At 66.5% G+C, this 23,266-nt stretch carries 26 protein-coding genes; 12 read left to right on the top strand and 14 right to left on the bottom strand.

Features of this window, described 5'->3' with window-relative positions; translation table 11 throughout:
• Window positions 1–39 precede the first annotated feature (39 nt).
• Together DFO68_RS09290 and DFO68_RS09285 are read left to right on the top strand one after the other, a co-directional pair.
• On the top strand, window positions 40–729 hold the full coding sequence (locus tag DFO68_RS09290; RefSeq protein ID WP_133483386.1) for an FKBP-type peptidyl-prolyl cis-trans isomerase: 690 nt from the start codon (window positions 40–42) through the stop codon (window positions 727–729).
• Complete coding sequence (locus DFO68_RS09285) at window positions 722–1,801, top strand: PHB depolymerase family esterase (protein WP_133483385.1); 1,080 nt, start codon at window positions 722–724, stop codon at window positions 1,799–1,801. The genes DFO68_RS09290 and DFO68_RS09285 overlap by 8 nt, the downstream gene beginning before the upstream one ends.
• A gap of 69 nt (window positions 1,802–1,870) precedes the next feature.
• Here DFO68_RS09285 and DFO68_RS09280 read toward each other — a convergent pair whose 3' ends face one another.
• A complete protein-coding gene (locus tag DFO68_RS09280) occupies window positions 1,871–2,380 on the bottom strand; it encodes a hypothetical protein (protein ID WP_133483384.1) in 510 nt (169 codons plus the stop codon).
• A gap of 110 nt (window positions 2,381–2,490) precedes the next feature.
• Between DFO68_RS09280 and DFO68_RS09275 the strand changes: the two genes are divergently transcribed.
• Window positions 2,491–3,405 (top strand): AEC family transporter, encoded by a 915-nt coding sequence (locus DFO68_RS09275; RefSeq protein ID WP_133483383.1) that lies wholly within the window; start codon window positions 2,491–2,493, stop codon window positions 3,403–3,405.
• 272 nt (window positions 3,406–3,677) lie between these two features.
• Here DFO68_RS09275 and trmB read toward each other — a convergent pair whose 3' ends face one another.
• Window positions 3,678–4,418 (bottom strand): tRNA (guanosine(46)-N7)-methyltransferase TrmB, encoded by a 741-nt coding sequence (trmB, locus tag DFO68_RS09270; RefSeq protein WP_133483382.1) that lies wholly within the window; start codon window positions 4,416–4,418, stop codon window positions 3,678–3,680.
• 123 nt (window positions 4,419–4,541) lie between these two features.
• Between trmB and DFO68_RS09265 the strand changes: the two genes are divergently transcribed.
• Window positions 4,542–4,925 (top strand): DUF423 domain-containing protein, encoded by a 384-nt coding sequence (locus DFO68_RS09265; RefSeq protein WP_133483381.1) that lies wholly within the window; start codon window positions 4,542–4,544, stop codon window positions 4,923–4,925.
• A 5-nt stretch (window positions 4,926–4,930) separates the two neighbouring features.
• On the opposite strand, the gene DFO68_RS09260 is transcribed toward DFO68_RS09265, so the two are convergent.
• Together DFO68_RS09260 and DFO68_RS09255 are read right to left on the bottom strand one after the other, a co-directional pair.
• Complete coding sequence (locus DFO68_RS09260; protein WP_133483380.1) at window positions 4,931–5,344, bottom strand: PaaI family thioesterase; 414 nt, start codon at window positions 5,342–5,344, stop codon at window positions 4,931–4,933.
• A 145-nt stretch (window positions 5,345–5,489) separates the two neighbouring features.
• Window positions 5,490–7,676 (bottom strand): malate synthase G, encoded by a 2,187-nt coding sequence (locus DFO68_RS09255; RefSeq protein ID WP_133483379.1) that lies wholly within the window; start codon window positions 7,674–7,676, stop codon window positions 5,490–5,492.
• A gap of 232 nt (window positions 7,677–7,908) precedes the next feature.
• On the opposite strand from DFO68_RS09255, the gene DFO68_RS09250 reads away from it, so the two are divergent.
• Entirely contained in the window at window positions 7,909–8,883 is a 975-nt protein-coding gene (locus tag DFO68_RS09250) for an alpha/beta hydrolase (RefSeq protein WP_133483378.1), read from the top strand.
• On the top strand, window positions 8,880–9,362 hold the full coding sequence (locus DFO68_RS09245) for a hypothetical protein (protein WP_133483377.1): 483 nt from the start codon (window positions 8,880–8,882) through the stop codon (window positions 9,360–9,362). The genes DFO68_RS09250 and DFO68_RS09245 overlap by 4 nt, the downstream gene beginning before the upstream one ends.
• A gap of 10 nt (window positions 9,363–9,372) precedes the next feature.
• On the opposite strand, the gene DFO68_RS09240 is transcribed toward DFO68_RS09245, so the two are convergent.
• Window positions 9,373–10,875 (bottom strand): YifB family Mg chelatase-like AAA ATPase, encoded by a 1,503-nt coding sequence (locus DFO68_RS09240; protein ID WP_133483376.1) that lies wholly within the window; start codon window positions 10,873–10,875, stop codon window positions 9,373–9,375.
• A 71-nt stretch (window positions 10,876–10,946) separates the two neighbouring features.
• Window positions 10,947–11,294, bottom strand: a complete 348-nt coding sequence (locus DFO68_RS09235) for an accessory factor UbiK family protein (protein WP_133483375.1) — start codon at window positions 11,292–11,294, stop codon at window positions 10,947–10,949.
• 293 nt (window positions 11,295–11,587) lie between these two features.
• Between DFO68_RS09235 and DFO68_RS09230 the strand changes: the two genes are divergently transcribed.
• The 3 genes from DFO68_RS09230 (at window position 11,588) to glnK (ending at window position 13,716) form a co-directional block, all read left to right on the top strand.
• A complete protein-coding gene (locus DFO68_RS09230) occupies window positions 11,588–11,926 on the top strand; it encodes a P-II family nitrogen regulator (RefSeq protein WP_133483374.1) in 339 nt (112 codons plus the stop codon).
• A 51-nt stretch (window positions 11,927–11,977) separates the two neighbouring features.
• Complete coding sequence (locus DFO68_RS09225) at window positions 11,978–13,228, top strand: ammonium transporter (protein ID WP_133483373.1); 1,251 nt, start codon at window positions 11,978–11,980, stop codon at window positions 13,226–13,228.
• A 149-nt stretch (window positions 13,229–13,377) separates the two neighbouring features.
• Entirely contained in the window at window positions 13,378–13,716 is a 339-nt protein-coding gene (gene glnK, locus DFO68_RS09220; RefSeq protein WP_133483372.1) for a P-II family nitrogen regulator, read from the top strand.
• Between the two features lie 61 nt (window positions 13,717–13,777).
• Here glnK and DFO68_RS09215 read toward each other — a convergent pair whose 3' ends face one another.
• Window positions 13,778–14,554 carry a ferredoxin--NADP reductase gene (locus DFO68_RS09215; RefSeq protein ID WP_133483371.1) on the bottom strand — a complete coding sequence of 259 codons (777 nt, stop codon included), beginning with the start codon at window positions 14,552–14,554 and terminating at the stop codon, window positions 13,778–13,780.
• Window positions 14,555–14,712: 158 nt separating this feature from the next.
• Here DFO68_RS09215 and DFO68_RS09210 point away from each other — a divergent pair, with 158 nt between their 5' ends.
• Window positions 14,713–15,639, top strand: a complete 927-nt coding sequence (locus DFO68_RS09210; RefSeq protein WP_133483370.1) for a LysR family transcriptional regulator — start codon at window positions 14,713–14,715, stop codon at window positions 15,637–15,639.
• Between the two features lie 59 nt (window positions 15,640–15,698).
• On the opposite strand, the gene DFO68_RS09205 is transcribed toward DFO68_RS09210, so the two are convergent.
• The 3 genes from DFO68_RS09205 to hemE form a co-directional block, all read right to left on the bottom strand.
• A complete protein-coding gene (locus DFO68_RS09205; RefSeq protein WP_133483369.1) occupies window positions 15,699–16,127 on the bottom strand; it encodes a host attachment protein in 429 nt (142 codons plus the stop codon).
• A 150-nt stretch (window positions 16,128–16,277) separates the two neighbouring features.
• The gene (locus tag DFO68_RS09200) at window positions 16,278–16,685 is read right to left on the bottom strand and encodes a VanZ family protein (protein WP_133483368.1); all 408 of its coding nucleotides are present in this window, start codon (window positions 16,683–16,685) and stop codon (window positions 16,278–16,280) included.
• Window positions 16,678–17,754 (bottom strand): uroporphyrinogen decarboxylase, encoded by a 1,077-nt coding sequence (hemE, locus tag DFO68_RS09195; protein ID WP_133483367.1) that lies wholly within the window; start codon window positions 17,752–17,754, stop codon window positions 16,678–16,680. Before hemE ends, DFO68_RS09200 begins: the two co-directional genes overlap by 8 nt.
• Before the next feature lie 154 nt (window positions 17,755–17,908).
• On the opposite strand from hemE, the gene ribA reads away from it, so the two are divergent.
• Together ribA and trhA are read left to right on the top strand one after the other, a co-directional pair.
• On the top strand, window positions 17,909–18,544 hold the full coding sequence (gene ribA / locus DFO68_RS09190) for a GTP cyclohydrolase II (protein WP_133483366.1): 636 nt from the start codon (window positions 17,909–17,911) through the stop codon (window positions 18,542–18,544).
• Window positions 18,545–18,592: 48 nt separating this feature from the next.
• Window positions 18,593–19,264 (top strand): PAQR family membrane homeostasis protein TrhA, encoded by a 672-nt coding sequence (gene trhA, locus DFO68_RS09185; RefSeq protein WP_133483365.1) that lies wholly within the window; start codon window positions 18,593–18,595, stop codon window positions 19,262–19,264.
• Between the two features lie 8 nt (window positions 19,265–19,272).
• On the opposite strand, the gene djlA is transcribed toward trhA, so the two are convergent.
• From djlA to DFO68_RS09165, 4 genes are read right to left on the bottom strand one after another with little or no spacing between them, the layout of a single operon-like run.
• Window positions 19,273–20,031 (bottom strand): co-chaperone DjlA, encoded by a 759-nt coding sequence (djlA, locus tag DFO68_RS09180; RefSeq protein WP_133483364.1) that lies wholly within the window; start codon window positions 20,029–20,031, stop codon window positions 19,273–19,275.
• A 29-nt stretch (window positions 20,032–20,060) separates the two neighbouring features.
• Entirely contained in the window at window positions 20,061–21,980 is a 1,920-nt protein-coding gene (gene dxs / locus DFO68_RS09175) for a 1-deoxy-D-xylulose-5-phosphate synthase (protein WP_133483363.1), read from the bottom strand.
• A 15-nt stretch (window positions 21,981–21,995) separates the two neighbouring features.
• On the bottom strand, window positions 21,996–22,883 hold the full coding sequence (locus tag DFO68_RS09170) for a farnesyl diphosphate synthase (RefSeq protein ID WP_373190757.1): 888 nt from the start codon (window positions 22,881–22,883) through the stop codon (window positions 21,996–21,998).
• Window positions 22,870–23,154, bottom strand: a complete 285-nt coding sequence (locus DFO68_RS09165) for an exodeoxyribonuclease VII small subunit (protein WP_133483361.1) — start codon at window positions 23,152–23,154, stop codon at window positions 22,870–22,872. Before DFO68_RS09165 ends, DFO68_RS09170 begins: the two co-directional genes overlap by 14 nt.
• Between the last annotated feature and the right edge of the window lie 112 nt (window positions 23,155–23,266).

The raw sequence follows: 23,266 nt of genomic DNA, 5'->3' as shown, positions 1-23,266 counted from the left end.
CACCCGAAGCGCTTGCGCGCCAACGTTCAAGGTTTATTCATGAAGACTCTGCTGACCTCCGCATCCCTGGTGGCCCTGTTGGCCACTGCCCCCCTGGCCCTTGCCTATACGCCGGAGACCGAAGACGAGAAGCTGGGCTACAGCCTGGGAGTGACCCTGGGCCAGAGCATCCAGCAGGATGTCGAGAATCTGGATATCGATGCCTTCACCCAGGCTATCCGTGACGTCTTCGCCGGCGACGAGCTGAAAATGAGCGACCAGGCGATGGCCAAAGCACTGGCCAACTTCCAGCAGAAAGCCATGGCAGCCCGCCAGGCCGAGGCCGAACAGAAGGCCGCTGCCAACCGCGCCGAGGGTGAAGCCTACCTGGCAGAGAACGCCAAGCAGGAAGGGGTCACGGTCACCGACTCTGGCCTGCAGTATCGCGAGTTGACATCCGGCGATGGCGTCACCCCAGAAGCCGACGACACTGTGCAGGTGCATTACGAAGGCACGCTGATCGACGGCACCGTCTTCGACAGCTCCTATGAGCGCGGGGAGCCGGTAAGCTTTCAGGTTGACCAGGTCATCGAGGGCTGGCAGGAAGCCCTTCAGTTGATGAACGTGGGCGACACCTGGGAGGTAGTGATTCCCTCCGACCTCGCCTATGGCAGCCAGGGTCAGGGGCCCATTGGCCCCAACGAGACGCTGATCTTCAAGGTCGAACTACTCGACGTGGTCGATGAGTGATGCAGTCTTCATGAGCATCAACCGCTATCTGGCCGCCCTAGGGCTCTGTCTAGGGCTCAGCCTGGCTCTGGCCGCCCCGCTGGCCGCCCAGGAGCCGCCAACATCCCTGCCAAAGCTCGGCCTCGATCAGCATGAGGTCAGCGTGCTCGGTGTCTCCTCGGGAGGCTACATGGCCACCCAGCTGGCGGTGGCATGGCCCGAGCGCTTCGCGGGGCTGGGGGTTCTGGCTGCCGGCCCTTGGGGGTGTGCGCGAGGCTCTCTGGGATTGGCGCTGGGCCAGTGCATGATGACGTCGCGAGGCATGCCGGGCTCAGCAGAGCTGGAAAGCCGCTACCAGGGATACCTGGACCGAGAACTGGTCGGCGACCCGCAGGCGCTCTCCGCGTTGCGGGTCTTTATCTGGCATGGCGGCCAGGACGACACCGTGTCTCCTGCTCTGAGCCAGGCCCTGGCCGAGCAGTTCCGCGGCTGGCTGGCCTCACCCGATGACCAGCTGCAGTTCATGGAGAGCAAGGAGGCCGGCCATGGCTGGCCGGTGGCAGCGCGCCAGGGCACCCCCGTGGATGCCCTGGCGGACTGCCACGGCGGTGGCGGCACCCACCTGCTGGCCTGCGATCTGGACATCGCCGGCAAGGTGCTGAGCTGGCTCCACGGTGAACTGATGCCCCCCGCGCCGGGCGAGCCCCAGGGCGAGTTCGTGCGTTTCGATCAGTCGGACTTCGACGCTCGCGGCCTGGGCGACATCGGCTACCTGTTCGTGCCAACGGCATGCGAGGAGGGCGGCTGCAAGCTGACCATGGCGCTGCATGGCTGTGCCATGGACGTCGAGCAGATCGGCGAAGCCTTCGTTCGCCACAGTGGCCTCAATGCGTGGGCCGCCACCAATCGGCGCGTGGTGCTCTATCCCCAGGCGGAAACCAGCCTGCCCAATCCCCAGGGCTGCTGGGACTGGTGGGGCTTTGCCGAGAGCACCTGGCAGCTCGACCCGCTGCATGACAGCCGGCAGGGCTCTCAGGTGCGCGCGCTGATGGCGATGATCGACCGCCTGCAACAGCCACCTGACGGAAACTGAGACGGACGGATGCCGCGATCACCACCAGCATCGCGCCCCATCCCCACCAGGCGCGTCTTTCTCTCATGCTCAGCGCCTCGCCACCTCAAAGTCGAACCAGCTTCCCAGACGCCCCTGGGGAGTGTCCACCACCACCTTCGCGCGCCAGGGCATGACCGCCTTGGTACAGATTGCCACCTGCCCCTCTCCACGAAAGACGCCGCTGCCCGCGGCCTCCAGGGGGAAACGGTGCAGCCCCATGTCCATGTCACGACCCACAAAGTCGACGCGCGCGGCTGAGGCCGGGATGCCGGCTACACTCACCTCCAGCGGCAGGCGCTCCAAGGCCCGGATAGGACCGTCAGACTCGATCGCCAGGCGTAGCGTAATACCCTGCCCCAAGCGCGCCGTGCAGGGGGCCGAATGGAGATCGCAGGGCGTCTCCAACGGCGGATACCACTGCACGCCGGCCTCGTCGCGCAGGCTATAGCGGGTTAGGTACCAGAGCGCTACGGCGAGAGTCAGCAGGGTGAGGATGATCAGCAGGCGCAGCAGCCGAGGATGGCGCGCGCCGGTGGACAACGGGGTGCGCTGGAGCATGGCCGAGAACGGACCTCCATGGGTGGCAGGATACAGGTAAGTTTAACAGCAATTACCTGCGGCGAAGTGCGCAAGGATGTCGCAGGAGAGACCTTCGGAAGGGAGGTATCATGGAAAGCGTGGGCAATGCACTGGGGCCACTGTTCCTGCTGATCCTGCTGGGGGCCGGGCTCGGCTGGTGGCGCCAGCCGGGGGGTGACTTCTGGCCACGCCTGGAACGGTTGATCTACTTCCTGCTATTTCCCGCCATGCTCGTCTCGACCCTGGCCACCGCGGACGTCAGCCAGGTGCCGGTGGCCCGGCTGGCCCTCGCCCTGCTGGGTGCCATCGGGCTGTTCAGCCTACTGCTGTGGGCGCTGCGCACGCGGCTGCGACTCGACCCCCCTGCCTTCACGTCGGCCTTCCAGGGGGCGCTGCGCTTCAACACCTATGTCGGCGTCGCCGGTGCCGCCGCCCTGCACGGCAGTGCCGGAGCCACGGTGGCGGCAGTGGCAGTGGCGCTGATGGTGCCGGTGGTCAATGTGCTCTGCGTGGCCAGTTTCATCGCTGCCGGCACCCTGGGCACGGCGAGCCTGAGCAGAAGCCTCGCGGCGCTGTCCCGCAATCCGCTGATCCTGGCCTGCCTGGCCGGCATCGCCCTCAACCTCAGCGGCATCGGCCTACCCGGCTGGAGCCAGCCCTGCCTAGAACTGCTGGGGCGTGCCGCCCTGCCGCTGGGTTTGGTGGCGGTGGGCGTGGCGCTGCGCCCCGCTGCTCTGCTGAGGCTGGACCGCGGGGTCTGGGCTGCCAACCTGGTCAAGCTGGGCCTGATGCCGGCGCTGGTGCTCGCCCTCGCCCTACTGCTGGGCCTGGATCCGGTGACCCGCGACGTAGCCCTGCTGTTCGCCGCCCTGCCCACCGCCACCTCCGCCTATATCCTGGCTCGCCAGCTGGGCGGAGACGCCGAGCTGATGGCGGCCCTGATCACCGGCCAGACGCTGCTGGCCATGCTGACCCTGCCGCTCTGGCTGCGTCTCGCCGGTTAAGGGCACGCCGCTAACGAAAATCTTCCGCATTTGCATTTAAAGATCAAACGCGAATGGTTAAGCTTTAATCGTGGCGTTGATGAGGCGCCACGTCGGGCAGGAACCCGCCAGTTTCCTGCCCGGGTTTCTCCCTCTCATTGCTAGTCACGGTCTTTTTTGCCGCCTCTTCCGGGGCGGCTCTCTTTTGTCCGGACGACGTTATTCCCCCGTATGACATCGCCCCCGGCACCTGTGAGATGCGGGGAACGCGGAAAAGGGCATCCCGGCGGGTGTCAGTCGACCCGCTGGAAGATCAAGTCCCAGACGCCGTGCCCCAGCTTCTCGCCGCGCGCCTCGAACTTGGTCAACGGGCGAAACTCGGGGCGCGGCACATAGGGGGCCGTCTCGGCGTCGGCAGTGTTGGCGAAACCGGGGGCGGCGTCCATCACCTCGGCCATCCACTCGGCATAGGCCTGCCAGTCGGTGGCCAGGTGCAGGGTGCCACCGGGCTTGAGCCGGCTATGCACCAGCGCGACAAAAGCGGGCTGGACGATGCGCCGCTTGTGATGCTTCTTCTTCGGCCAGGGGTCGGGGAAGAACAGCTGCAGGGTATCAAGGCTCGCCTCGGGCAGGCACTGCTCGAGCACCGCCAGGGCATCCTCGCGGTAGACGCGCAGGTTCGTCAGGCCCCGCTTGTCGGCTTCGTCGAGCAGCTTGCCAACGCCCGGCGCATGCACCTCAATGCCGATGAAGTCGGTATCGGGGTGCCGCTCGGCCTGCTCGATCAGCGAGGCCCCCATGCCGAAACCCACCTCCAGCACACGAGGCGCGCGGCGTCCGAACAACGCATCGAGGTCCTGGCGGCCATCGGCGAGGCTCAGTCCCAGGCGCGGCCAGACCTCCTCGAGCCCGCGGGTCTGGGCCTGGGTCATGCGGCCGGCGCGCAGTACATAGCTCTTGATGCCGCGGCGGTGCAGCGGGGCGTCCGGGCCCTCGGGGGCAGTCGTCGTGTCGTCGTGTCGCGGGTCGGTCATGGCTCGAGAGCTCTTGTCGGGAGAAACGCTTGCCTGAAAGAGGCCGGGGGCGCGTATTGTAGCGGCTCAGGCGATTGCCGGGTACGCTAGCGACCGATTCTCGAGAATCGCCAGGAGGTTGATATGCAGGACAGGGGATGGTGGCTGGGCGTGGCCCTCTCCGGCGCCTTGATGGTGATGGCCGGCGCCTTCGGCGCCCATGCGCTGGCGGACCAGTTGACACCGCGTCTTGCCGCCGCCTTCACGACCGGGGTGCGCTATCAGGCGTGGCACACCCTGGCCATGCTGACCGTGCTGGCCTGGCGCGCCGCCTCACCGCTCGTCGGCCAGCGGCTGATGCTGGGGCTGTGGGCGGCCGGCATGGCGCTCTTTTCGGGCTCGCTTTACGCCATGGCGCTGACGGGCCTGGAAAGGCTGGGCATGGTCACCCCGCTAGGCGGCATGCTGCTAATCGCTGGCTGGTTAGCCCTGGCGGGAGCGATACTGCGCCAGCCTCGCGTGCCCTGAGTCGCTCAGTCACGATCGGGCAGGGCGTAGGTGGCGGTGACCAGGGCTACCGGCTCCTCCTGACCGGCGGAGAAGAGCTGCACCTCGCCCACCGCCAGGCGGCGTCCCAGCTTGTGGATGTGCGCGGTGGCGGTAATGTCGCGGTCGCCCCGGGGGCGGCGCAGGAAGCGGCAATGCAGGTCGCTGGTCACCGCCATGGGCTCCGGCCCGATCTGCGCCAGGATCGCCACGTAGAGGCAGACATCGGCCAGCCCCATCAGGGTGGGGCCCGAGACGCTGGCTCCAGGGCGCAGGTGCTCGTCGTCGATGGCCAGGCTCATGGTGGCCTTCATCTCACCGACGGCTTCGATGGTGCCGATACGCTGGGGAAATATCTCGTCGAGGAAATCCTCGATAGCGGCAGCAGTCATCACGGTCATCGGCAGGCTCCTTGCGGTTCATTGGGAAGATAGCGTTTGCGTCAACATAACCGAAAGCGCCCCGGGCAGGTACCCGGGGCGCTTGATGCGTACGAGCGGTGAGCTGCGGATATCAATGTATCCGCTAAGCTGGACCCGCAGCCGCTTATTTCGCCTTGTGTACGGCGCGCCAGTAGTGCAGCAGCGGCTCGGTATAGCCGGCCGGTTGCTCGCGGCCCTTGAAGATCAGGTCGCTTGCTGCCTGAAAGGCCGTCGAGGCCTCGAAGTCGGCGCTCATCGGCGTGTAGTCCGGGTCACCGGCGTTCTGCTGATCGACCACCTTGGCCATGCGCTGCAGGGTCTCCTTGACGCGGTCGGCATCGACCACGCCATGGTACAGCCAGTTGGTGATGTGCTGGCTGGAGATCCGCAGGGTGGCGCGATCCTCCATCAGCGCGACGTCATGGATATCGGGCACCTTGGAACAGCCCACGCCATGCTCGACCCAGCGCACCACGTAGCCGAGGATGCCTTGGCAGTTGTTGTCCAGTTCCTGCTGGATCTCCTCGTCGCTCCACTGCGGCGACTCGGCCACCGGCACGGTGAGCAGGTCATCGAGCAGGCCTTCACCAAGCTCGCGTTCGCCGTGCCCTTCCAGCTCGCGCTGGACGTCCGCCACATCCACCTGGTGATAATGCAGGGCGTGAAGGGTGGCGGCGGTGGGCGACGGCACCCAAGCGGTGTTGGCGCCGGCCTTGGGATGGCCGATCTTCTGCTCGAGCATGGCGGCCATCAGGTCCGGCATGGCCCACATGCCCTTGCCGATCTGAGCGCGGCCGCGCAGGCCGCAGGCCAGGCCGACCTGGACATTGTTCTTTTCGTAGGCCTGGATCCAGGCGGAGCTCTTCATGTCGCCCTTGCGGATCATCGGACCCGCCTCCATGGCGGTATGCATCTCGTCGCCGGTGCGGTCGAGGAAGCCGGTATTGATGAATACTACCCGCGAGCTCGCCTCCGCAATGCAGGCCTTGAGGTTGACCGAGGTGCGACGCTCCTCGTCCATGATGCCCATCTTCAGGGTATCGCGGGCCATGCCGAGGATGTCCTCGATGCGCCCGAACAGCGCATTGGAGAAGGCGACCTCCTTGGGGCCGTGCATCTTCGGCTTGACGATGTACATGGAGCCCGTGCGCGAGTTACGCGGCTCGTGCTCGTCCTTTTTCAGGTCATGCAGGGCGATCAGGCTGGTGACGATACCGTCGAGGATGCCCTCCGGCAGCTCGTTGCCCTCGGCATCCAGCACCGCGGGGGTGGTCATCAGGTGGCCGACGTTGCGCACGAACATCAGCGAGCGGCCGGGCAGGGTGAGCGTGCCGCCGTCGGTGTTGTGCCAGGTTCGGTCGGCATGCAGGCGGCGAGTGAGGGTCTTGCCCCCTTTCTCGACCTGCTCCTCCAGGTCGCCCTTCATCAGGCCCAGCCAGCTGGCATACACCCCGACCTTGTCCTCGGCATCCACCGCGGCCACGGAGTCCTCGCAGTCCATGATGGTGGTCAGCGCCGCCTCGACCACCACGTCCTTGACGCCGGCCGGGTCGGTCTTGCCGATCGGGTGGCTCGGGTCGATCTGGATCTCCAGGTGCAGGCCGTGGTTGACCAGCAGCACCGACTCTGGACTCTCGGTCGGGCCGTTGAAGCCCACCAGCTTGTCCGGATCTTTGAGACCGGTCTCGCGACCGCCCTCCAGGGAGACCACTAGGTGGCCGTCACGCAGCGCGTACTTGACGGCATCGTGGTGGGAACCGATGGCCAGCGGCGCAGCGCGGTCGAGCACGCCGCGGGCATAGCCGATCACCTTCTCGCCACGCTTGGGATTGAAGCTAGTGCCCTTCTCGGCGCCGCCCTCCTCGGAAATGACATCGGTACCGTAGAGGGCATCGTAGAGGCTGCCCCAGCGCGCATTACCGGCGTTCAGCGCATAGCGCGGGTTGTTGACCGGCACCACCAGCTGCGGGCCGGCCTGAACGGCGATCTCGCTATCGACATTGACGGTGGTCACGCTGACCTTGGCCGGGGCCTTGACCAGGTAGCCAATCTCCTCGAGGAAGGCCCGATAGGCAGCCACGTCGCGAACGGGGCCGGGGTGCTCGCGATGCCAGGCATCGAGTCTTTCCTGCAGACGATCGCGTTCGGCGAGCAATTCGCGGTTCTGGGGGGTCAGATCATGAAAGAGGGTATCGACGCCGGCCCAAAAGGCCTCGGGGTCGACACCAGTGCCCGGCAGGGCCTGTTCGTTGATGAAGCGGTCCAGCTCGGCGGCCACCTGAAGGCGATGGCGTGTGATGCGATGGGTCATGGGTCGTGCTCCTCATGCTTGGCTGCTCGGTGCCCCTGGCACCGACCGGCCGGACAGGGAATGATAATGGGGGTAAGTTCAATTTTGTGGAAAATTATTCCACATGTAAACCCGTGGCGGCGGCTTGCCGCCCGGCGCTAGACCAAATGATGAGGCCAAGGCCGGCCGCCGAGGCATCGCTGGCCGAGCCGGCGACTGGGCACTAGCATGTACGGGCATTGCGGAGGAACCGATGAGCGACTTCACCCCCCTGCAGGCGCTGGGCCCCCTGGCGCCGGCTGACCTGTCCGGCCACGAGCTCAAGCGCTACTTGGGCCACTACGGCCTGGCGACGCTGCTTGCCGAGCATGTGAGGCTCCATGTGGGATACCTCGAGGCCGGCAACTTCCGTCTTTGGACTCAGGTCTGGCGGCCCCAGGCGCCCATCGGCACGGTCTTCGTCGTACATGGCTACTTCGATCATCTCGGCCTCTACCGCCATCTTCTCGAATGCCTGCTGGCGAGAAAGTGGCAAGTGGTGCTCTGGGATCTGCCCGGCCACGGCCTCTCCAGCGGCCGCCGTGCCTCCATCGACGACTTCAGTGACTATGGCAGTTGCCTGCACCACCTGCAGCAGCAACTCGAGGAAGCGGGGCTGGCCCCCCGCCCTTGGCTGGGGGTCGGCCAGAGCACCGGGGCGGCGATTCTCGCCACCGATGCCCTGACCCGCGGCGATGGCGGCGCCTGGTCTGGCCTGGCGCTGCTGGCGCCGCTGGTGCGCCCTTGGGGCTGGAAGCAGTCGAGCTGGCTGCATCGCCTGGTGGGCCCCTTCGTAGAGTCGATCCCGCGCACATTTCGCGCCAATTCCACGGATGCCGACTTCGCCGACTTCCTGCGCGAAGGCGACCCGCTCCAGGACAACCGCCTGGCGATGGACTGGGTGGACGCCATGCGCCGCTGGATGCCGCAGCTGCTGGCGCTACCACCGAGCCCGGTGCCCACCCTGATCCTGCAGGGGGAGCAGGATCTGACCGTGGACTGGGAATGGAACCTCGAAGTGCTGGCGCGCAAGTTTCCCGCTGCCCAGATTCATCGCCACCCCGAGGCCCGCCATCACCTGGTCAACGAAGCCAAGCCGATTCGCCGCGAGCTCTTCACGGTTCTCGAGCGGTTCATTGCCGGACTGGAACCGACCGATACCCCGCCGCGGGAGACCCTCTCATCATGAAGCGCCGTCTGACCCTGCTGCTGACGAGCCTGGTGCTCGCCGGTTGTGCCGCTGCGCCGCAGGAGTCGACCACACTGCACGAGGCCCTGCTCGGGCTGAGCGAACGCGCCGCCGAGCAGCTCACCGCATCGCCGCCACTGCCTCAGCCCGCGGTCGACCAGGTCCTGCTGCTGGACACGCCGGAGGTCGACCGCCGCTTGGGGGTCGACGAGGAGCGCCTGCTCGAGAGCCTGACCCGTGCCCTACTGGCGGTGCCCGACGGCCCCCAAGTGCTGGGATGGCGATTGGCCATGGCCGAAGGGGGCAGCGACAACCATTGGCGCCTGGCGAGCCGGCTCGAGGCCAACGGGCCTCCGCTGCAGCTCTCCGACCGCGAGCTGCTGCCCTATCGGCTGAGCCTGGAGCTGCGACGCCCAGGGAACGGCGAGCCGGCGTGGCGCAGCGAGATCAGCGGGGCCCTGGATGCCACCGCCCTCTGAGCGGACACCTTCATCCCTTGAGCAGGCGATCGAGCTGTCGATAGCCGATCGCCTCGATTAACTGATCACGTCCGGGACGCGTCTCGCCGGCCAGATCCGCCAGGGTCAGGGCCACCCGCAGCACCCGGTGGTAGGCCCGGGCCGACAGCTTGAGGCGCTCCAGCACACCGGCCAACCAGGCGCGATCCGCCGCCTGCAGGGCGCAGGCCTCCTCCAGCGCCTGCCCGGCCAAGCGCGCATTCAGTGCGCCGCGGCTGGCCTGACGAGCCCGCGCCGCCAGCACCCGCTCGCGGACCACCGCCGATGATTCGCCCGCTTGCCGAGAGGTGAGCTGCTCCGGCGCCAGCGCCGGCACTTCCACCTGCAGGTCGATGCGATCGAGCAGCGGGCCCGAGAGGCGCGCCTGGTAGCGCTGGATCTGGGCTGCCGTGCAGTGACAGGCCTGGCGCGGGTCGCCCAGATGGCCGCAGGGGCAGGGATTCATGGCTGCCACCAGCTGGAAGCCCGCCGGGTAGCGCCGCTCGTGGCTGGCCCGGGCGATATGGATCTGCCCCGACTCCATGGGCTCGCGCATCACCTCGAGAACGTGTCGCGAGAACTCCGGCAGCTCGTCGAGAAACAGCACCCCGTGGTGGGCCAGGGAGATCTCACCGGGCCGCGGCTTCGAACCACCGCCTACCAGGGCCACGGCGCTGGCGGTATGGTGCGGGGCACGGAAGGGACGCACGCCCCACTGCTCGGTATGCGAAAGCCCACTGACCGAGCGGATCGCCGCCACCTCAAGGGCCTCTTCCTCGGAAAGCGGCGGCAGGATCCCCGGCAGGCGGCTGGCCAGCATGGTCTTGCCGGTGCCGGGCGGGCCGGCAAACAGCAGGTTGTGCCCGCCGGCGGCGGCCACCTCCAGGGCGCGCCGGGCCTGGTGCTGGCCTCGCACCTCCGCCAGGTCGGGACCCGCCTCGGGGGTCAGAACGGCAACCGGCGCGCGGTGAGGCGAAATGGACGCCTGGCCCAGCAGGTGGGCCACCACCTCCAGCAGGTGATCCGCCGGCAGCACCTCGAGATCGCCAGCCAGTGCCGCCTCGTCGGCGTTGGCCAACGGCACGATCAATCGCCGGCCGGCGCGACGCGTCGCCATGGCCAGCGGCAGGACGCCAGTCACCGGGCGCAGCCGACCATCCAGGGCCAGTTCGCCGGCGCACTCGACGCCCGCCAGCGCCTCGGGCGGCACCTGGCCGGAGGCCACCAGCAGGCCCAGGGCGATGGGCAGATCGAAGCGCCCCCCCTCCTTGGGCAAGTCAGCAGGCGCCAGGTTGAGGGTGATGCGTCGCAGCGGGAAGTCAAAGCCGGCGTTCACCAGGGCACTGCGCACCCGCTCGCGACTCTCCTTGACAGCGGCTTCCGGCAGCCCCACCAGGGTCATGCCGGGCAGTCCATTGGCCAGGTGTACCTCGACCAACACCTCGGGCGCCTCGAGCCCGAGGCCGGCCCGGGTGTGGATGATTGCCAGTGTCATGCGCGCTCCCTCGCGTGAACGTCATTTCAGGCTAGCCCAGGCCAGCCGGATGCGCCCGGCACCGGCCGGGCTCAGCGGTCGGTCTCACCGGCGCCGGCACCCTCCTCGGGGCCAGGCTCCTCTGGCTCCGGCAGCGCGGCGGGAGGCTCGCTAGGCGTCGCCTCCCGCGAGGCGTTACCGTCCAGCGCCGCCTCCAGGGCCGCCACCTGGGTCTCCAGCGCTTCGACTCGCGCCCGGGTGCGCTGCATGACGTCCATGAGGATGTCGAAATCCTCCCGGGAGACCAGCTCCAGGCGATCGAAGGCGCCCTTTACCACCTGCTGGATGCCCTTCTGCACTTCTTCCGGGGCCTGGGAAGCGCCCTGCAGGCGCTCACCGATCTGCTGGGCCAGGCGACTGATGCGATCATGGCTCACCATGGTGTCTCTCTCCTCAATCGTGATGGGGGCCTCCCCACAGGATACGCAAGGCCCTCGCCCGGTGCATTCTTCAGCGCCGCCCTGTTGTGGGATCTGCGCACCACAACGGTGCGCCACTCCGGGGCAGACCCAGCGCCAGCACCGTTGCCAATGACGAAAAGCCGCCCCCATCCTTTCCTCATGACGCTGATAGCAAAGATTTATTCAGAAAGATGGCACGATTTTCGCTTAATCAAAACAGCCGTCATATCGCGCGGCATCATGCCGTCGAGATCCAGCAGGGGAGAACTGGAATGAAGCTGATCACTGCCATCATCAAGCCGTTCAAGCTCGACGACGTGCGCGAGGCACTCGCCGACAACGGCGTCCAGGGCATCACCGTAACCGAGGTCAAGGGCTTCGGGCGCCAGAAGGGTCACACCGAGCTCTACCGTGGCGCCGAATACATCGTCGATTTCCTGCCCAAGGTCAAGCTCGAGGTCGCGGTGGACGACACGCGGCTGGAGACGGTGCTCGATGCCATCTGCAGTTCCGCCAACAGCGGCAAGATCGGCGATGGCAAGGTCTTTGTCACGCCGCTGGAGGACGTCATCCGTATCCGTACCGGTGAGCGCGGCACCGATGCCGTCTGACCGACACCCTCCTGCTTATTTCCGATCCATTCCTAACGTGGAGAGACCCCCATGGTCGAATTACTGGAGCTGAGTTACGCACTCGATACCTTCTACTTCCTGATCTGCGGCGCCCTGGTGATGTGGATGGCCGCCGGCTTCTCGATGCTCGAGGCGGGCCTGGTGCGCTCCAAGAATACCGCCGAGATCCTGACCAAGAACATCGCGCTGTTCACCATCGCCTGCACCATGTACCTGCTGGTGGGCTACTACCTGATGTACTCCAGCGGCGCGGGCGGCGTCCTGCCGAGTCTCGGCATGCTGATCGGCAGCGAAAACAGTGTCGACGCGGTGTTGGCCGGGGGTGATGACGCCCCCTACTACTCGATGCGCTCGGACTTCTTCTTCCAGGTGGTGTTCGTGGCCACCGCCATGTCGATCGTCTCGGGAGCCGTGGCCGAGCGCATGAAGCTATGGGCCTTCCTGGCCTTCGCGGTGGTCATGACCGGCTTCATCTACCCGGTATCGGGCTACTGGACCTGGGGCGGCGGCTGGCTGGCCGAGGTTGGCTACTCCGACTATGCCGGTTCAGGCATCGTACACCTGGCCGGTGCCTCCGCGGCGATGGCTGGCGTACTGGTGCTCGGCCCCCGCAAGGGCAAGTACGGCAAGGATGGCAGCATCTTCGCCATCCCCGGCGCCAACCTGCCGCTGGCCACCCTGGGCACCTTCATCCTGTGGATGGGCTGGTTCGGCTTCAATGGCGGCTCCGAACTGAAACTGTCCGACGTCGCCTCCGCCAACAACGTGGCCCAGGTGTTCGTCAACACCAACGCGGCCGCCGCCGGGGGCGTGATCGCCGCCCTGGTCCTGGCCAAGCTATGGTTCCGCAAGGCCGACTTGACCATGACCCTCAACGGCGCCCTTGCTGGCCTGGTGGCCATCACCGCCGACCCGCTGTCGCCCAGCGCCTTGGGCTCGGTGCTGATCGGTGCCGTAGGCGGCCTGCTGGTGGTCATCGCCATCGTCACCCTGGACAAGCTGAAGCTGGATGACCCGGTGGGTGCCATCTCCGTGCATGGCGTGGTGGGTATCTGGGGCGTGCTGGCGGTCCCGTTTACCAACGCCGAGGCGGGCTTCGGCCCCCAGATCATCGGCATCCTTGGCATCTTTGGCTGGGTGTTCGTGGCCAGCCTGGTCGTGTGGCTGATCCTCAAGGCCGTGATGGGCATCCGGGTCTCCGAGGAAGAAGAGTACGAAGGCGTCGACCTCACCGAATGCGGCCTGGAGGCTTACCCCGAGTTCAGCGCGTCCAAGAAGTGAGCTTCGCCAAGCGCACTGATGAGTGAGGCTTGGCCCCCTGCAGGGGGCCTTTTTCATTCCTCCCGCACCGGGTGTATGCTCTGGCACAATAAACCCCGCAGGGGTGGCGGCCAACGCCACCGACCAGGCACAGGACGAGGATCAGGATCATGAAACTGGTGAGCGCCATCATCAAGCCGTTCAAGCTCGACGACGTTCGGGAGTCGCTCTCCGAGATCGGCGTCCAGGGCATCACCGTGACCGAGGTCAAGGGCTTCGGGCGCCAGAAGGGCCACACAGAGCTCTATCGCGGCGCCGAGTACGTGGTCGACTTCCTGCCCAAGGTCAAGCTCGAGGTGGCCGTGGATGACGAGATGGCCGAGAAGGTGATCGACGCCATCACCCAGGTCGCCAACACCGGCAAAATCGGTGACGGCAAGATCTTCGTCACCGCCCTGGAGCAGGTGCTCCGTATTCGTACCGGCGAGACGGGAAAGGATGCTGTCTAGAAAAGACGCGGTCTAAAGCTCGAGCTTCCAGGCACGTAGCGGCGCTCTTACCGCTTCTCGCTTACTTTTCGACGAAGGCCCGCTCGATGACGTAGTCCCCCGGCTCGCCCATGCGCGGCGAGATATTGAAGCCGAGCTCGTCGAGCAGAGTGCTGGTGTCATCGAGCATCGCCGGGCTGCCGCAGATCATGGCGCGATCCTGCTTGGGATCGATGGCCGGCAGGCCGGTGTCCTCGGTCAGCTTGCCGCTGCGGATATGGTCGGTCAGACGCCCCATGGTGTGGAAGGTCTCACGGGTCACGGTGGGATAATAGATCAGCTTCTCGCTGATCTCCTCGCCAAGATACTCGTGGACCGGCAGCTCCTTCTGAATGAAGTCGGCATAGGCCAGCTCGCTGACCTTGCGCACGCCATGCACCAGCACCACCTTCTCGAAGCGCTCGTAAACCTCCGGGTCCTGGATCAGGCTCATGAACGGGGCCAGGCCGGTACCGGTGGAGAGCAGGTAGAGGTTGCGCCCCGGCAGTAGATCGTCGATGACCAGGGTGCCGGTGGGCTTGCGGCTAACCATGATCTGGTCGCCCACCTGGAGATGCTGAAGACGTGAGGTCAGGGGGCCATCGGGCACCTTGATGCTGAGGAACTCCAAGTGGTCCTCGTAATTGGGGCTGGCGATAGAGTACGCCCGCATCAGCGGCTTGCCGTTCACCTCGAGGCCGATCATCACGAACTGGCCGTTCTTGAAGCGCAGGCTACGCTCACGGGTGGTCCGGAAACTGAACAGGGTATCGTTCCAGTGGTACACACTCAGAACGTCCTCTAGCGCAAACTTGCTCATGCCGGCTCCTTGATATTCAAAGATAGAATAGATCGGACAGCCAATCTTTGAGTGAAATTCTAAGAGCCAGGAGGGTTATCTGTTAAATGGATTGTACGGATAACCCTTATCTATAATGTAGATATCAACTCTAGATATCAAACCCGTCGAGGAGCGTCATGCGTTACACCCTGCGCCAGCTGGAAGTCTTCGTCGCCGTGGCCCAGCACGAGAGCGTCTCGCGGGCGGCGCGTGCCCTGGCGCTCTCGCAGTCGGCGACCAGCACCGCTCTGGCCGAGCTGGAACGCCAGTTCGACTGCCGGTTGCTCGACCGTATCGGCAAGCGCCTCAAGCTCAATGCCCTGGGCTTCCAGCTGCTGCCCAAGGCGGTGGCCCTGCTCGACCGCGCCGAAGAGGTGGAGGAGTTGCTGCGCGGCCAACAGGGCATCGGCAGCCTGAACGTGGGTGCCACCCTGACCATCGGCAACTACCTGGCGACACTGCTGATCAGCGATTTCATGCAGCGTCACCCGGGCAGCCGGGTGCGTCTCTCGGTGCGCAACACCCGCACCATCATCGATAGCGTTCGTCAGCACGCGCTCGACCTGGGCCTGATCGAGGGACAGTGCGAGGTAGAGGACGTGATCACCCAGCCCTGGGTGGAGGACGAACTGGCGGTATTCTGCTCGCCCCGCCATCCGCTCGCCAGATCCGGCCCGGTGGAACTGGACCGCCTGCTGCGCGAGGCCTGGATCATGCGCGAGCAGGGCTCAGGCACCCGGCTGACCCTGGAACAGGCGGCCCGTCACCGCCGCGGGCGCTTCAACATCCTGCTGGAGCTGGAACATACCGAGGGCATCAAGCGGGCGGTGGAGTCGGGGCTCGGCATCGGCTGCGTCTCCAAGCTGGCGCTTCGCGATGCCTTCCGCCGCGGGAGCCTGGTGCCCATCGCCACTCCAGAGCTGGACCTGAGCCGCCAGTTCACCTTCATCTGGCATCGCCACAAGTACCTGGCCACCGGCATGCGCGAGTTCCTCAAGCTGTGCCGACAGATGACCGAGGGCATCCGACGCAGCGACCAGATTGACCTGCCCCAGGTGCCCTGACGCAACGCGGCCCGGCAACGGGCCGGGGCCGTCGGATTGCGCGGAAACGTCAACGGGCCCTAGCGGAGGTCGCTGACGGCCTCCTGAATATCGGCGCGGGAGGCCTTGGTGAGATCCTTGGCCAAAGTGTGGATCACCAGCTTGGCGGTGGGGCCATCGAGCTTGTCGCGCAGCCGTCCGAGGAAGCGCGGGGGGGCGACCAGGATCAGCTTATCTAGGGTATTATCGACGCGGGCGCGATAGAGCCGCTCGGCGACCTCGCGGGCGAAGATCTCCTCGTGGTGCTGGGTCGCGACATCCTCCCCGCCGGCGCTGCGCGCCGTTGTCGAGGTCGATTCGTGGACATCGCCACCGCGGTCCGTCACCAGGTCCCCCTCGTGCATGCGACCCTCGGCATGGAGGAGGCTGTCCTTCTCGCTGACCTTGAGTCCATTGCGGGTGAACAGCCGAGCCCGCGCCGCATCAGCCACCACGATATAGGTTGTCATAGCCGCTCCTTGATGCTGGTGAGTTGGCGGAAGTCCTCCCGACGGGACAGCCACTTCCGCCTCTCGTTCCACATTGGCAAGCCCGCCCCCATTGGTCAACCTGGCGATACGCGGGCGGACGGAGCCCGACGCCAGCCGGGAGCCGCGCCTCTAGTGGCGCGGCATGCCCCGAGACGGACGGCGCAGGCAGACCCGACGGAAGGCATGCAGCCCCAGTGCCGCCGAAGCGGCGCCCAGGCCGTTGGCCAGGATGTCACGCCAGTCGCCGCCGCTGCGGCCGGGCACCGGAAGCTGGGCAAACTCAATGACGATGCCCAGCAGCAGCGCGGCCAGGAAGGCCAGCGGCAGACGGACGCCGGCGAGCCCGATCAGGCCCGCCAGGCCGGCATAGCCGATGAAGTGACTGGCTTTGTCCCAGGGAAGCCGTGAAGGTAGCTCGCTGGCGGGCGTCAGGCTGCCCCAGGCGACCACCAGCACCGCCAGACAGGCCAGCACCGCCCAGCGGCGGCGCCACTGCCTGTCCTCCCCGGCGGCCAGCCGGTAGAGCCAGTCAGCCATGGGTGATACTGCGATGGTAGGCAGGGCTCAGGTCATGCAGGGCCTCCATGAAGGCCGTGACATGGCCCGGGTCGGTGAATTGATTGATGCCATGCCCCAGGTTGAAGACATGGCCGGGCCCGTGACCGAAGCTGTCCAGGGTGCGCGCCACCTCGGCTCGAATCGCCGAGGGGCGGGCAAACAGCACATTGGGGTCGAGGTTGCCCTGCAGGGCAACGCGATGGCCGACCCGCGCCCGGGCATCGGCAAGCTCGGTGGTCCAGTCCAGGCCCACCGCATCGGCCCCTGTCGCCGCAATATCCTCGAGCCACTGGCCGCCATTCTTGGTGAACAGGATCACCGGCACCCGGCGCCCCTCATGCTCGCGGATCAGGCCGGCGACGATCTGCTCCATGTAGCGCAACGAGAACTCCAGATAGGCCGGGGTGGAGAGCGCGCCTCCCCAGGTATCGAAGATCTGCACCGCCTGGGCACCGGCGCGGATCTGGGCATTGAGGTAGTCGGTGACCGCATGGGCCAGGGTGTCGAGCAGCCGATGCATGGTGTCCGGGGCGTCATAGAGCATCGTCTTGACGTGACGGAAGTCCTTGCTGGAGGCCCCCTCCACCATGTAGGTGGCCAGCGTCCAGGGGCTGCCGGAGAAGCCGATCAGTGGCACCCGACCGTTGAGTTCGCGGCGGATGGTCGCGACCGCCCGCATCACGTAGTCCAGGTCGCGCTCGGCGTCCGGTGCCTGCAGGGCTTCCACCTCGGTTGATGTGCGCACCGGCTTGCGGAATTTCGGGCCCTCGCCGGTCTCGAAGTAGAGCCCCAGCCCCATGGCATCGGGGATGGTCAAGATATCCGAAAAGAGGATGGCCGCATCCAGCGGATAACGCTCCAGCGGCTGCAGGGTGACCTCGCAGGCCAGCTCCTGGTTGCGGCACAGGTCCATGAAGCTGCCGGCATGACCACGCACCTCGCGATACTCCGGCAGATAGCGGCCGGCCTGGCGCATCATCCACACCGGGGTGCGATCGACAGATTGACGCGCCAGCGCGCGCAGAAGACGGTCGTTCTTGAGTTCCATGCGCTCGCTCGTCCACGGAAAATGTGAGCACTATTGTACCCTATCGAGCGGTTCGGGGATGAGCCCAGCGACACAACAATGAGCCGGCTCGGCCTTCCTGATAGAATGGCTCTCTAACCGTCGGCTACGCCGTGGTCTTCCACTGAGGTACACCGTGACGATTCGATTCATCGCCGCCTCCCGGCTACCCACCCCCTGGGCTACCTTCACCATGCATGGCTTCGAGGACGACGCTACCGGCAAGGACCACATTGCCCTGACGCTGGGCGATGTGAGCGATGGAGAGCCGATGCTGGGAAGGGTCCACTCCGAGTGCCTGACCGGCGATGCGCTGTTTTCCATGCGCTGCGACTGCGGCTTCCAGTTGCAGGAAGCGCTCAAGCGCATCGCCGAGCAGGGATGCGGCGTGCTGCTCTACCTGCGTCAGGAAGGCCGTGGCATCGGCCTGCTCAACAAGATCCGCGCCTACCACCTGCAAGACGCCGGTGCCGATACCGTGGAAGCCAACGAACAGCTGGGCTTCGCCGCCGACCTGCGCCGCTACGACCTCTGCGTGCCGATACTCGACCACCTGGGGATCACGGCACTGCGCCTGATGACCAACAACCCGCGCAAGGTCGATGCCCTGACAGAGGCTGGCATAGTGGTGACGGAACGTGTTCCATTGACCACGGGTCTAAACGCTCACAACGAGCAATATCTTACCACCAAGGCCGGCAAGCTGGGCCACATGATGGCGCTGGACGATTTCACCCATGCCAGCGATGTAGATATTGAACGCAAGTCCTGAGCCACCGCCTTCGATCAGTAGGCGGGCTCCCCGGCGTGAGGCGCCCGAATGACCGACCACCGCGCTGATGACCAGACGCCCTTCAGTGATGTTGAAGAATGGCTGCATAGCATCAGCCATGGCATCGGCGCAGCACTCAGCCTCGCCGGGATGGTGGTGCTGCTGGTGCTGGCCAGCCTGGCCACCCGGGTCGATCCCTGGAAGCTGGTCGGGATCAGCCTCTACGGTGCCAGCCTGGTGCTGCTCTACACCGCCTCCACCCTCTACCATGGCGTGCGCCAGCCGCACCTGAAGCGGCTATTCCAGTTACTCGATCATTGCGCGATCTACCTGCTGATCGCCGGCACCTATACCCCCTTCCTGCTGGTCAATCTGCGCGGCCCGACGGGCTGGACGCTGTTCGCTATCGTCTGGACGCTGACCCTGGTCGGCATCGCCTGCAAGCTGATCTGGCCTCAGCGCTTCACCGCACTGCGTATCGCCATCTACCTAGTGATGGGCTGGCTGATCGTCTTCGCCGGCGACGCATTGACGACACGCCTCTCCACGATCGGCCTCGTCCTGCTGATCGCCGGCGGCGTCACCTACACCCTGGGTGTGGCCTTCTATGCCATCAGCGCCATTCCCTTCAACCACGCGATCTGGCACCTGTTCGTCATGGGCGGCAGCATCTGCCACTTCCTGGCGGTCTACACCGCGGTGCTGCCCTTTACGGCCTGAGCGCGGTATCAGGCGGCGCGAGCCTTGCGGATGCGCTCATAGGCGTTGCCGATTTCGCTGGTGCGCTCCTTGGCGACCTCGCGCATACTCTCGGGCAGGCCCTTGGCGGCGAGCTTGTCGGGATGGTTCTCGCTCATCAGTCGGCGGTAGGCCTTCTTGATCTCGGCATCGCTGGCACCCTGGTCGACACCCAGCACCCGATAGGCATCCTCCAGCGAGAGCCCCGGCTCCCCTGCACCCCGTGGGCCACCACGCAACATGGCTTCGACCTGGGCGATCTCGGCCTCGCTGCAGCCCAGGCCCCGTACCACTTGCATCAACATCTCATGCTCAGCGGGATGCAATTCGCCATCGGCGGCGACAGCGGCCAGCTGCACCTGCACGAAGACCTGACGCAGCGCAGGCTGGCGGGCCGCCATGTGGCGAATCCTGGCCAGTTCGGCGTCCAGGTCGAAGTCAGGGTGCTTGCCGCGAGTGAAATCGGCGCGGGCCTGGGCACGCTGGGCTTCGCTGAGCCGCAGTCGTTCCCACAACTGCCGCGAGGCTTCCAGCTCGTCCTCGGAGACTCGGCCATCGGCCTTGCACAGGCAGCCCATCACGGCAAAGGTCGATGCCAGGAACTGCGACTGGACACCGACCAGCTTGTTCAGCAGGCGCTTACGCAGGTATCTGCCCAGCCAGTAGCCCCCGCCACCCCCCACCAGCAGGCCGATAGGGCCGCCGATGGCCAGCCCCAGCAGGGCACCGATCAATATCAGGAACAGCATCACAACCTCGCGGTGAATAATGTCATTTGTCAGGCCAGCCGGGCGCGGATCGAGGCCTCGATGCCATCCGCGTCCAGGCCACACTCGGCGAGCAGTTCGGCAGGCTTGCCGTGCTCGACGAAGGCATCGGGCAGGCCCAGGTTGAGCACCTCCACCTGCACCCCCTCGGCCATCAGCAGCTCGTTGACCCCACTGCCGGCCCCGCCGGCGACCACATTCTCCTCCAGGGTCACCAGCAGATCGTGCTCCTCGGCCGCGGCCAACACGGCGTCACGGTCCAGCGGCTTGATCGAGCGCATGTTGAGATGACTGGCATCGAGGCGCTCGGCCACCTCGGCCGTGGGGCCATTGAGGCTGCCAAAGGCCAGCAGGGCCACCCGCGTCGCCTCGCCGCCGCGCCGCCGCCACTCGGCACGACCGATCGGCAGCGGCTCGAGGTGCTCGGGCGTGGCGACGCCCGGCCCGGTACCACGCGGATAGCGCACCGCCGCGGGGCCAGGGTGGTGATAGGCGGCGCTGAGCATCGCCCGACACTCGGCCTCGTCGGCGGGGGCCAGCACCACCAGCCCCGGCACGCAACGCAGATAGGAGAGATCCAGGCTGCCGTGGTGGGTGGGGCCGTCCTCGCCTACCAGACCGGCGCGGTCAATGGCGAAGGTGACATCGAGCTGCTGCACTGCCACGTCGTGAATCAGCTGGTCATAGCCGCGCTGCAGGAAGGTGGAATAGATCGCCACCACTGGCTTCATGGCCTCACAGGCCAGGCCGGCAGCCAGGGTCACGGCGTGCTGCTCGGCGATAGCCACGTCGTAGTAGCGCTCCGGGAACTCCCGGGAAAAACGCACCAGGTCCGAGCCCTCGCGCATGGCCGGGGTGATGCCGATCAGCCGGGCATCGATGGCGGCCATGTCACACAGCCAGTCGCCGAAAACATTGCAGTACTTCTTTTTCTTGACGACCGGCCCAGCCGGCTTGAGCGGCAGCGGGCTGGCGCCGTTCTTTTTCAGCTCGTTCTTTTCCAGCTTGGTGATGGCGTGGTAACCGATGGGGTCAGCCTCGGCGGGCAAAAAGCCCTTGCCCTTGCAGGTCTTCACATGCAGGAACTGCGGCCCCTCCAGGTCGCGCATGTTGCGCAGGGTCTGCACCAGCAGCGGCAGATCATGACCGTCGATGGGCCCGATGTAGTTGAAGCCCAGCTCCTCGAACAGCGTGGCTGGGCTGATCATGCCCTTCATGTGTTCTTCTGTGCGCCGCGCCAGCTCCAGGGCTCCGGGCAGATGGGAGAGCACCCGCTTGCCGCCCTCGCGCATGCTGGTGTAGGGCTTGCTGGTAAGGATATGCGCCAGGTAGCTGGCCATGCCACCGACATTCTCGGAGATCGACATCTCGTTGTCGTTGAGCACCACCAACAGGTTGGCGTCCACATGGCCGGCATGGGTCAGCGCCTCGAAGGCCATCCCGGCGGTCAGGGCACCGTCGCCGATCACCGCGCAGACCCGGCGCTGCTCGCCGCGGGTGCGCGCGGCCAGGGCCATGCCCAGGGCCGCCGACAGCGAGGTGCTCGAATGGCCTACCCCGAAGGTGTCGTACTCCGACTCGCTGCGGCGCGGGAAGGCGGCCAGGCCGCCATACTGGCGGATGCTGGTCATCGCCTCGCGACGCCCGGTGAGGATCTTGTGGGGATAGGCCTGATGGCCGACGTCCCAGACCAGCCGATCGAAGGGCGTTTCCAACGCCTGGTGCAGGGCCACGGTGAGCTCCACCACCCCCAGGCCGGCGCCGAAATGGCCACCGGAGACGCCCACGCTGTAGAGCAGGTAGGCGCGCAACTCGTCGGCCACCTGCGACAGCTGGCCAGCGTTCATGGCGCGCAGCGCGGCGGGGGTGTCCAGGGTGTCGAGCAGCGGCGTGGCCGGACGCCCGACGGGAATGTCATCGAACAGCTTCATGAGGGCCTTGTCGTGTCAATGGTCACGCTCGATCATGTAGTGGGCCAGGTGGGTCAGCGGCGTTGCGGCCTCGCCCAGCGGCGCCAGGGCTGCCACGGCGGTCTCGACCAGGGCGTCGGCCCGTCGGCGGGCCCCCTCGAGCCCCAGCAGGCTGGGGTAGGTGGGCTTGGCCCGGTCGGCGTCGGCCCCGGAGGTCTTGCCCAGGGTGGCGGTATCACCGGTCACGTCGAGGATATCGTCGTGGATCTGGAAGGCCAGGCCGATGGCGTCGGCGTAGGCGTCCAGGGCGGCCAGCCGGGGGTCGGCCTCGTCGACGGCGATCAGTCCGCCAAGGCGCACCGCGGCACGGATCAGCGCACCGGTCTTGTGGCCATGCATGGCCGCCAGCGCCGCCACATCTGGCTGACTGCCAACGGCGGCGAGGTCCAGCGCCTGGCCGGCGACCATGCCATCGCGCCCGGCCGCCCCGGCCAGGCCGGCGACCAGAGACGCCAGCCGTGGGTGAGCGGCACGCGCCAGCACCTCGAAGGCCAGCGCCTGGAGAGCGTCACCGGCGAGAATCGCGGTGGCCTCGTCATAGGCTCGGTGCAGCGTGGGCTGGCCGCGTCGCAAGTCATCGTCGTCCATCGCCGGCAGGTCATCATGAACCAGCGAGTAGGCGTGGATCAGCTCCAGCGCCATGGCCGGCGCATCCAGATCCTCGTCCGCCGCACCCAGGGCACGACCGGCCGCATAGACCAGCACCGGCCGCAGCCGCTTGCCGCCCACCAGCAGGGCATGGCGCATGGCCGCCTCGAGGCGCGCCGCAGGGGCCTGGCGCACGGCGAAGAGTGCTTCGAGGCGAGCATCGACCCGGGCGCGATCCGCCGCCAGCCGCTCGGCCAGGGCATCAGCGCTCACCATCATCCTCTGCGGGTGTTGCAGTGAAGGGTTGCAGATCGATACCACCGGCCTCGCCCTCGGTCAGGGTGCGCACCCGGAGCTGTGCCTCGTCGAGCCGGCGCTGGGCATCGCGGGTCAGACGAACCCCCTGTTCGAAGGCGGCCAGCGACCCTTCCAGCGACAGCTCGCCGGACTCAAGTCGCTCGACGAGCTGCTCGAGCCGCTCGACGGTGGCGGCGAAGTCGGTCGGTGCCGGCAGATCGTCACTGTCTGGGCTATCGTATTCCGCCATCGCCTCTCTCGCTGGTGGCTGGTTCATGGGCAAACAGTATACACGCTCGCCCCGGGGGGGCGTCTGCCCCATGCCGCCCCGTTCAAGATGATGGCTATTGGATCATGTCGCA

Origin of the sequence: Halomonas ventosae, assembly GCF_004361885.1 — a bacterium.
GTDB classification, from domain to species: Bacteria; Pseudomonadota; Gammaproteobacteria; order Pseudomonadales; family Halomonadaceae; genus Halomonas; species Halomonas ventosae_C.
The sequence above is the reverse complement of the archived record's forward strand: the minus strand, read 5'-3'. Positions and strand labels throughout refer to the sequence as shown.

Coding starts and splice junctions, on each gene's coding strand:
- hemE (WP_133483367.1), bottom strand. CDS start 17,754: ATGGAACTCAAGAACGACCGTCTTCTGCGCGCGCTGGCGCGTCAATCT.
- DFO68_RS09240 (WP_133483376.1), bottom strand. CDS start 10,875: ATGACACTGGCAATCATCCACACCCGGGCCGGCCTCGGGCTCGAGGCG.
- DFO68_RS09285 (WP_133483385.1), top strand. CDS start 722: ATGAGTGATGCAGTCTTCATGAGCATCAACCGCTATCTGGCCGCCCTA.
- DFO68_RS09225 (WP_133483373.1), top strand. CDS start 11,978: ATGGTCGAATTACTGGAGCTGAGTTACGCACTCGATACCTTCTACTTC.
- DFO68_RS09245 (WP_133483377.1), top strand. CDS start 8,880: ATGAAGCGCCGTCTGACCCTGCTGCTGACGAGCCTGGTGCTCGCCGGT.
- DFO68_RS09275 (WP_133483383.1), top strand. CDS start 2,491: ATGGAAAGCGTGGGCAATGCACTGGGGCCACTGTTCCTGCTGATCCTG.
- DFO68_RS09215 (WP_133483371.1), bottom strand. CDS start 14,554: ATGAGCAAGTTTGCGCTAGAGGACGTTCTGAGTGTGTACCACTGGAAC.
- DFO68_RS09235 (WP_133483375.1), bottom strand. CDS start 11,294: ATGGTGAGCCATGATCGCATCAGTCGCCTGGCCCAGCAGATCGGTGAG.
- DFO68_RS09280 (WP_133483384.1), bottom strand. CDS start 2,380: ATGCTCCAGCGCACCCCGTTGTCCACCGGCGCGCGCCATCCTCGGCTG.
- DFO68_RS09170 (WP_373190757.1), bottom strand. CDS start 22,883: ATGGTGAGCGCTGATGCCCTGGCCGAGCGGCTGGCGGCGGATCGCGCC.
- dxs (WP_133483363.1), bottom strand. CDS start 21,980: ATGAAGCTGTTCGATGACATTCCCGTCGGGCGTCCGGCCACGCCGCTG.
- trmB (WP_133483382.1), bottom strand. CDS start 4,418: ATGACCGACCCGCGACACGACGACACGACGACTGCCCCCGAGGGCCCG.
- DFO68_RS09260 (WP_133483380.1), bottom strand. CDS start 5,344: ATGACCGTGATGACTGCTGCCGCTATCGAGGATTTCCTCGACGAGATA.
- DFO68_RS09250 (WP_133483378.1), top strand. CDS start 7,909: ATGAGCGACTTCACCCCCCTGCAGGCGCTGGGCCCCCTGGCGCCGGCT.
- DFO68_RS09200 (WP_133483368.1), bottom strand. CDS start 16,685: ATGGCTGACTGGCTCTACCGGCTGGCCGCCGGGGAGGACAGGCAGTGG.
- DFO68_RS09230 (WP_133483374.1), top strand. CDS start 11,588: ATGAAGCTGATCACTGCCATCATCAAGCCGTTCAAGCTCGACGACGTG.
- DFO68_RS09290 (WP_133483386.1), top strand. CDS start 40: ATGAAGACTCTGCTGACCTCCGCATCCCTGGTGGCCCTGTTGGCCACT.
- DFO68_RS09210 (WP_133483370.1), top strand. CDS start 14,713: ATGCGTTACACCCTGCGCCAGCTGGAAGTCTTCGTCGCCGTGGCCCAG.
- djlA (WP_133483364.1), bottom strand. CDS start 20,031: ATGCTGTTCCTGATATTGATCGGTGCCCTGCTGGGGCTGGCCATCGGC.
- trhA (WP_133483365.1), top strand. CDS start 18,593: ATGACCGACCACCGCGCTGATGACCAGACGCCCTTCAGTGATGTTGAA.
- DFO68_RS09205 (WP_133483369.1), bottom strand. CDS start 16,127: ATGACAACCTATATCGTGGTGGCTGATGCGGCGCGGGCTCGGCTGTTC.
- DFO68_RS09265 (WP_133483381.1), top strand. CDS start 4,542: ATGCAGGACAGGGGATGGTGGCTGGGCGTGGCCCTCTCCGGCGCCTTG.
- glnK (WP_133483372.1), top strand. CDS start 13,378: ATGAAACTGGTGAGCGCCATCATCAAGCCGTTCAAGCTCGACGACGTT.
- DFO68_RS09165 (WP_133483361.1), bottom strand. CDS start 23,154: ATGGCGGAATACGATAGCCCAGACAGTGACGATCTGCCGGCACCGACC.
- DFO68_RS09255 (WP_133483379.1), bottom strand. CDS start 7,676: ATGACCCATCGCATCACACGCCATCGCCTTCAGGTGGCCGCCGAGCTG.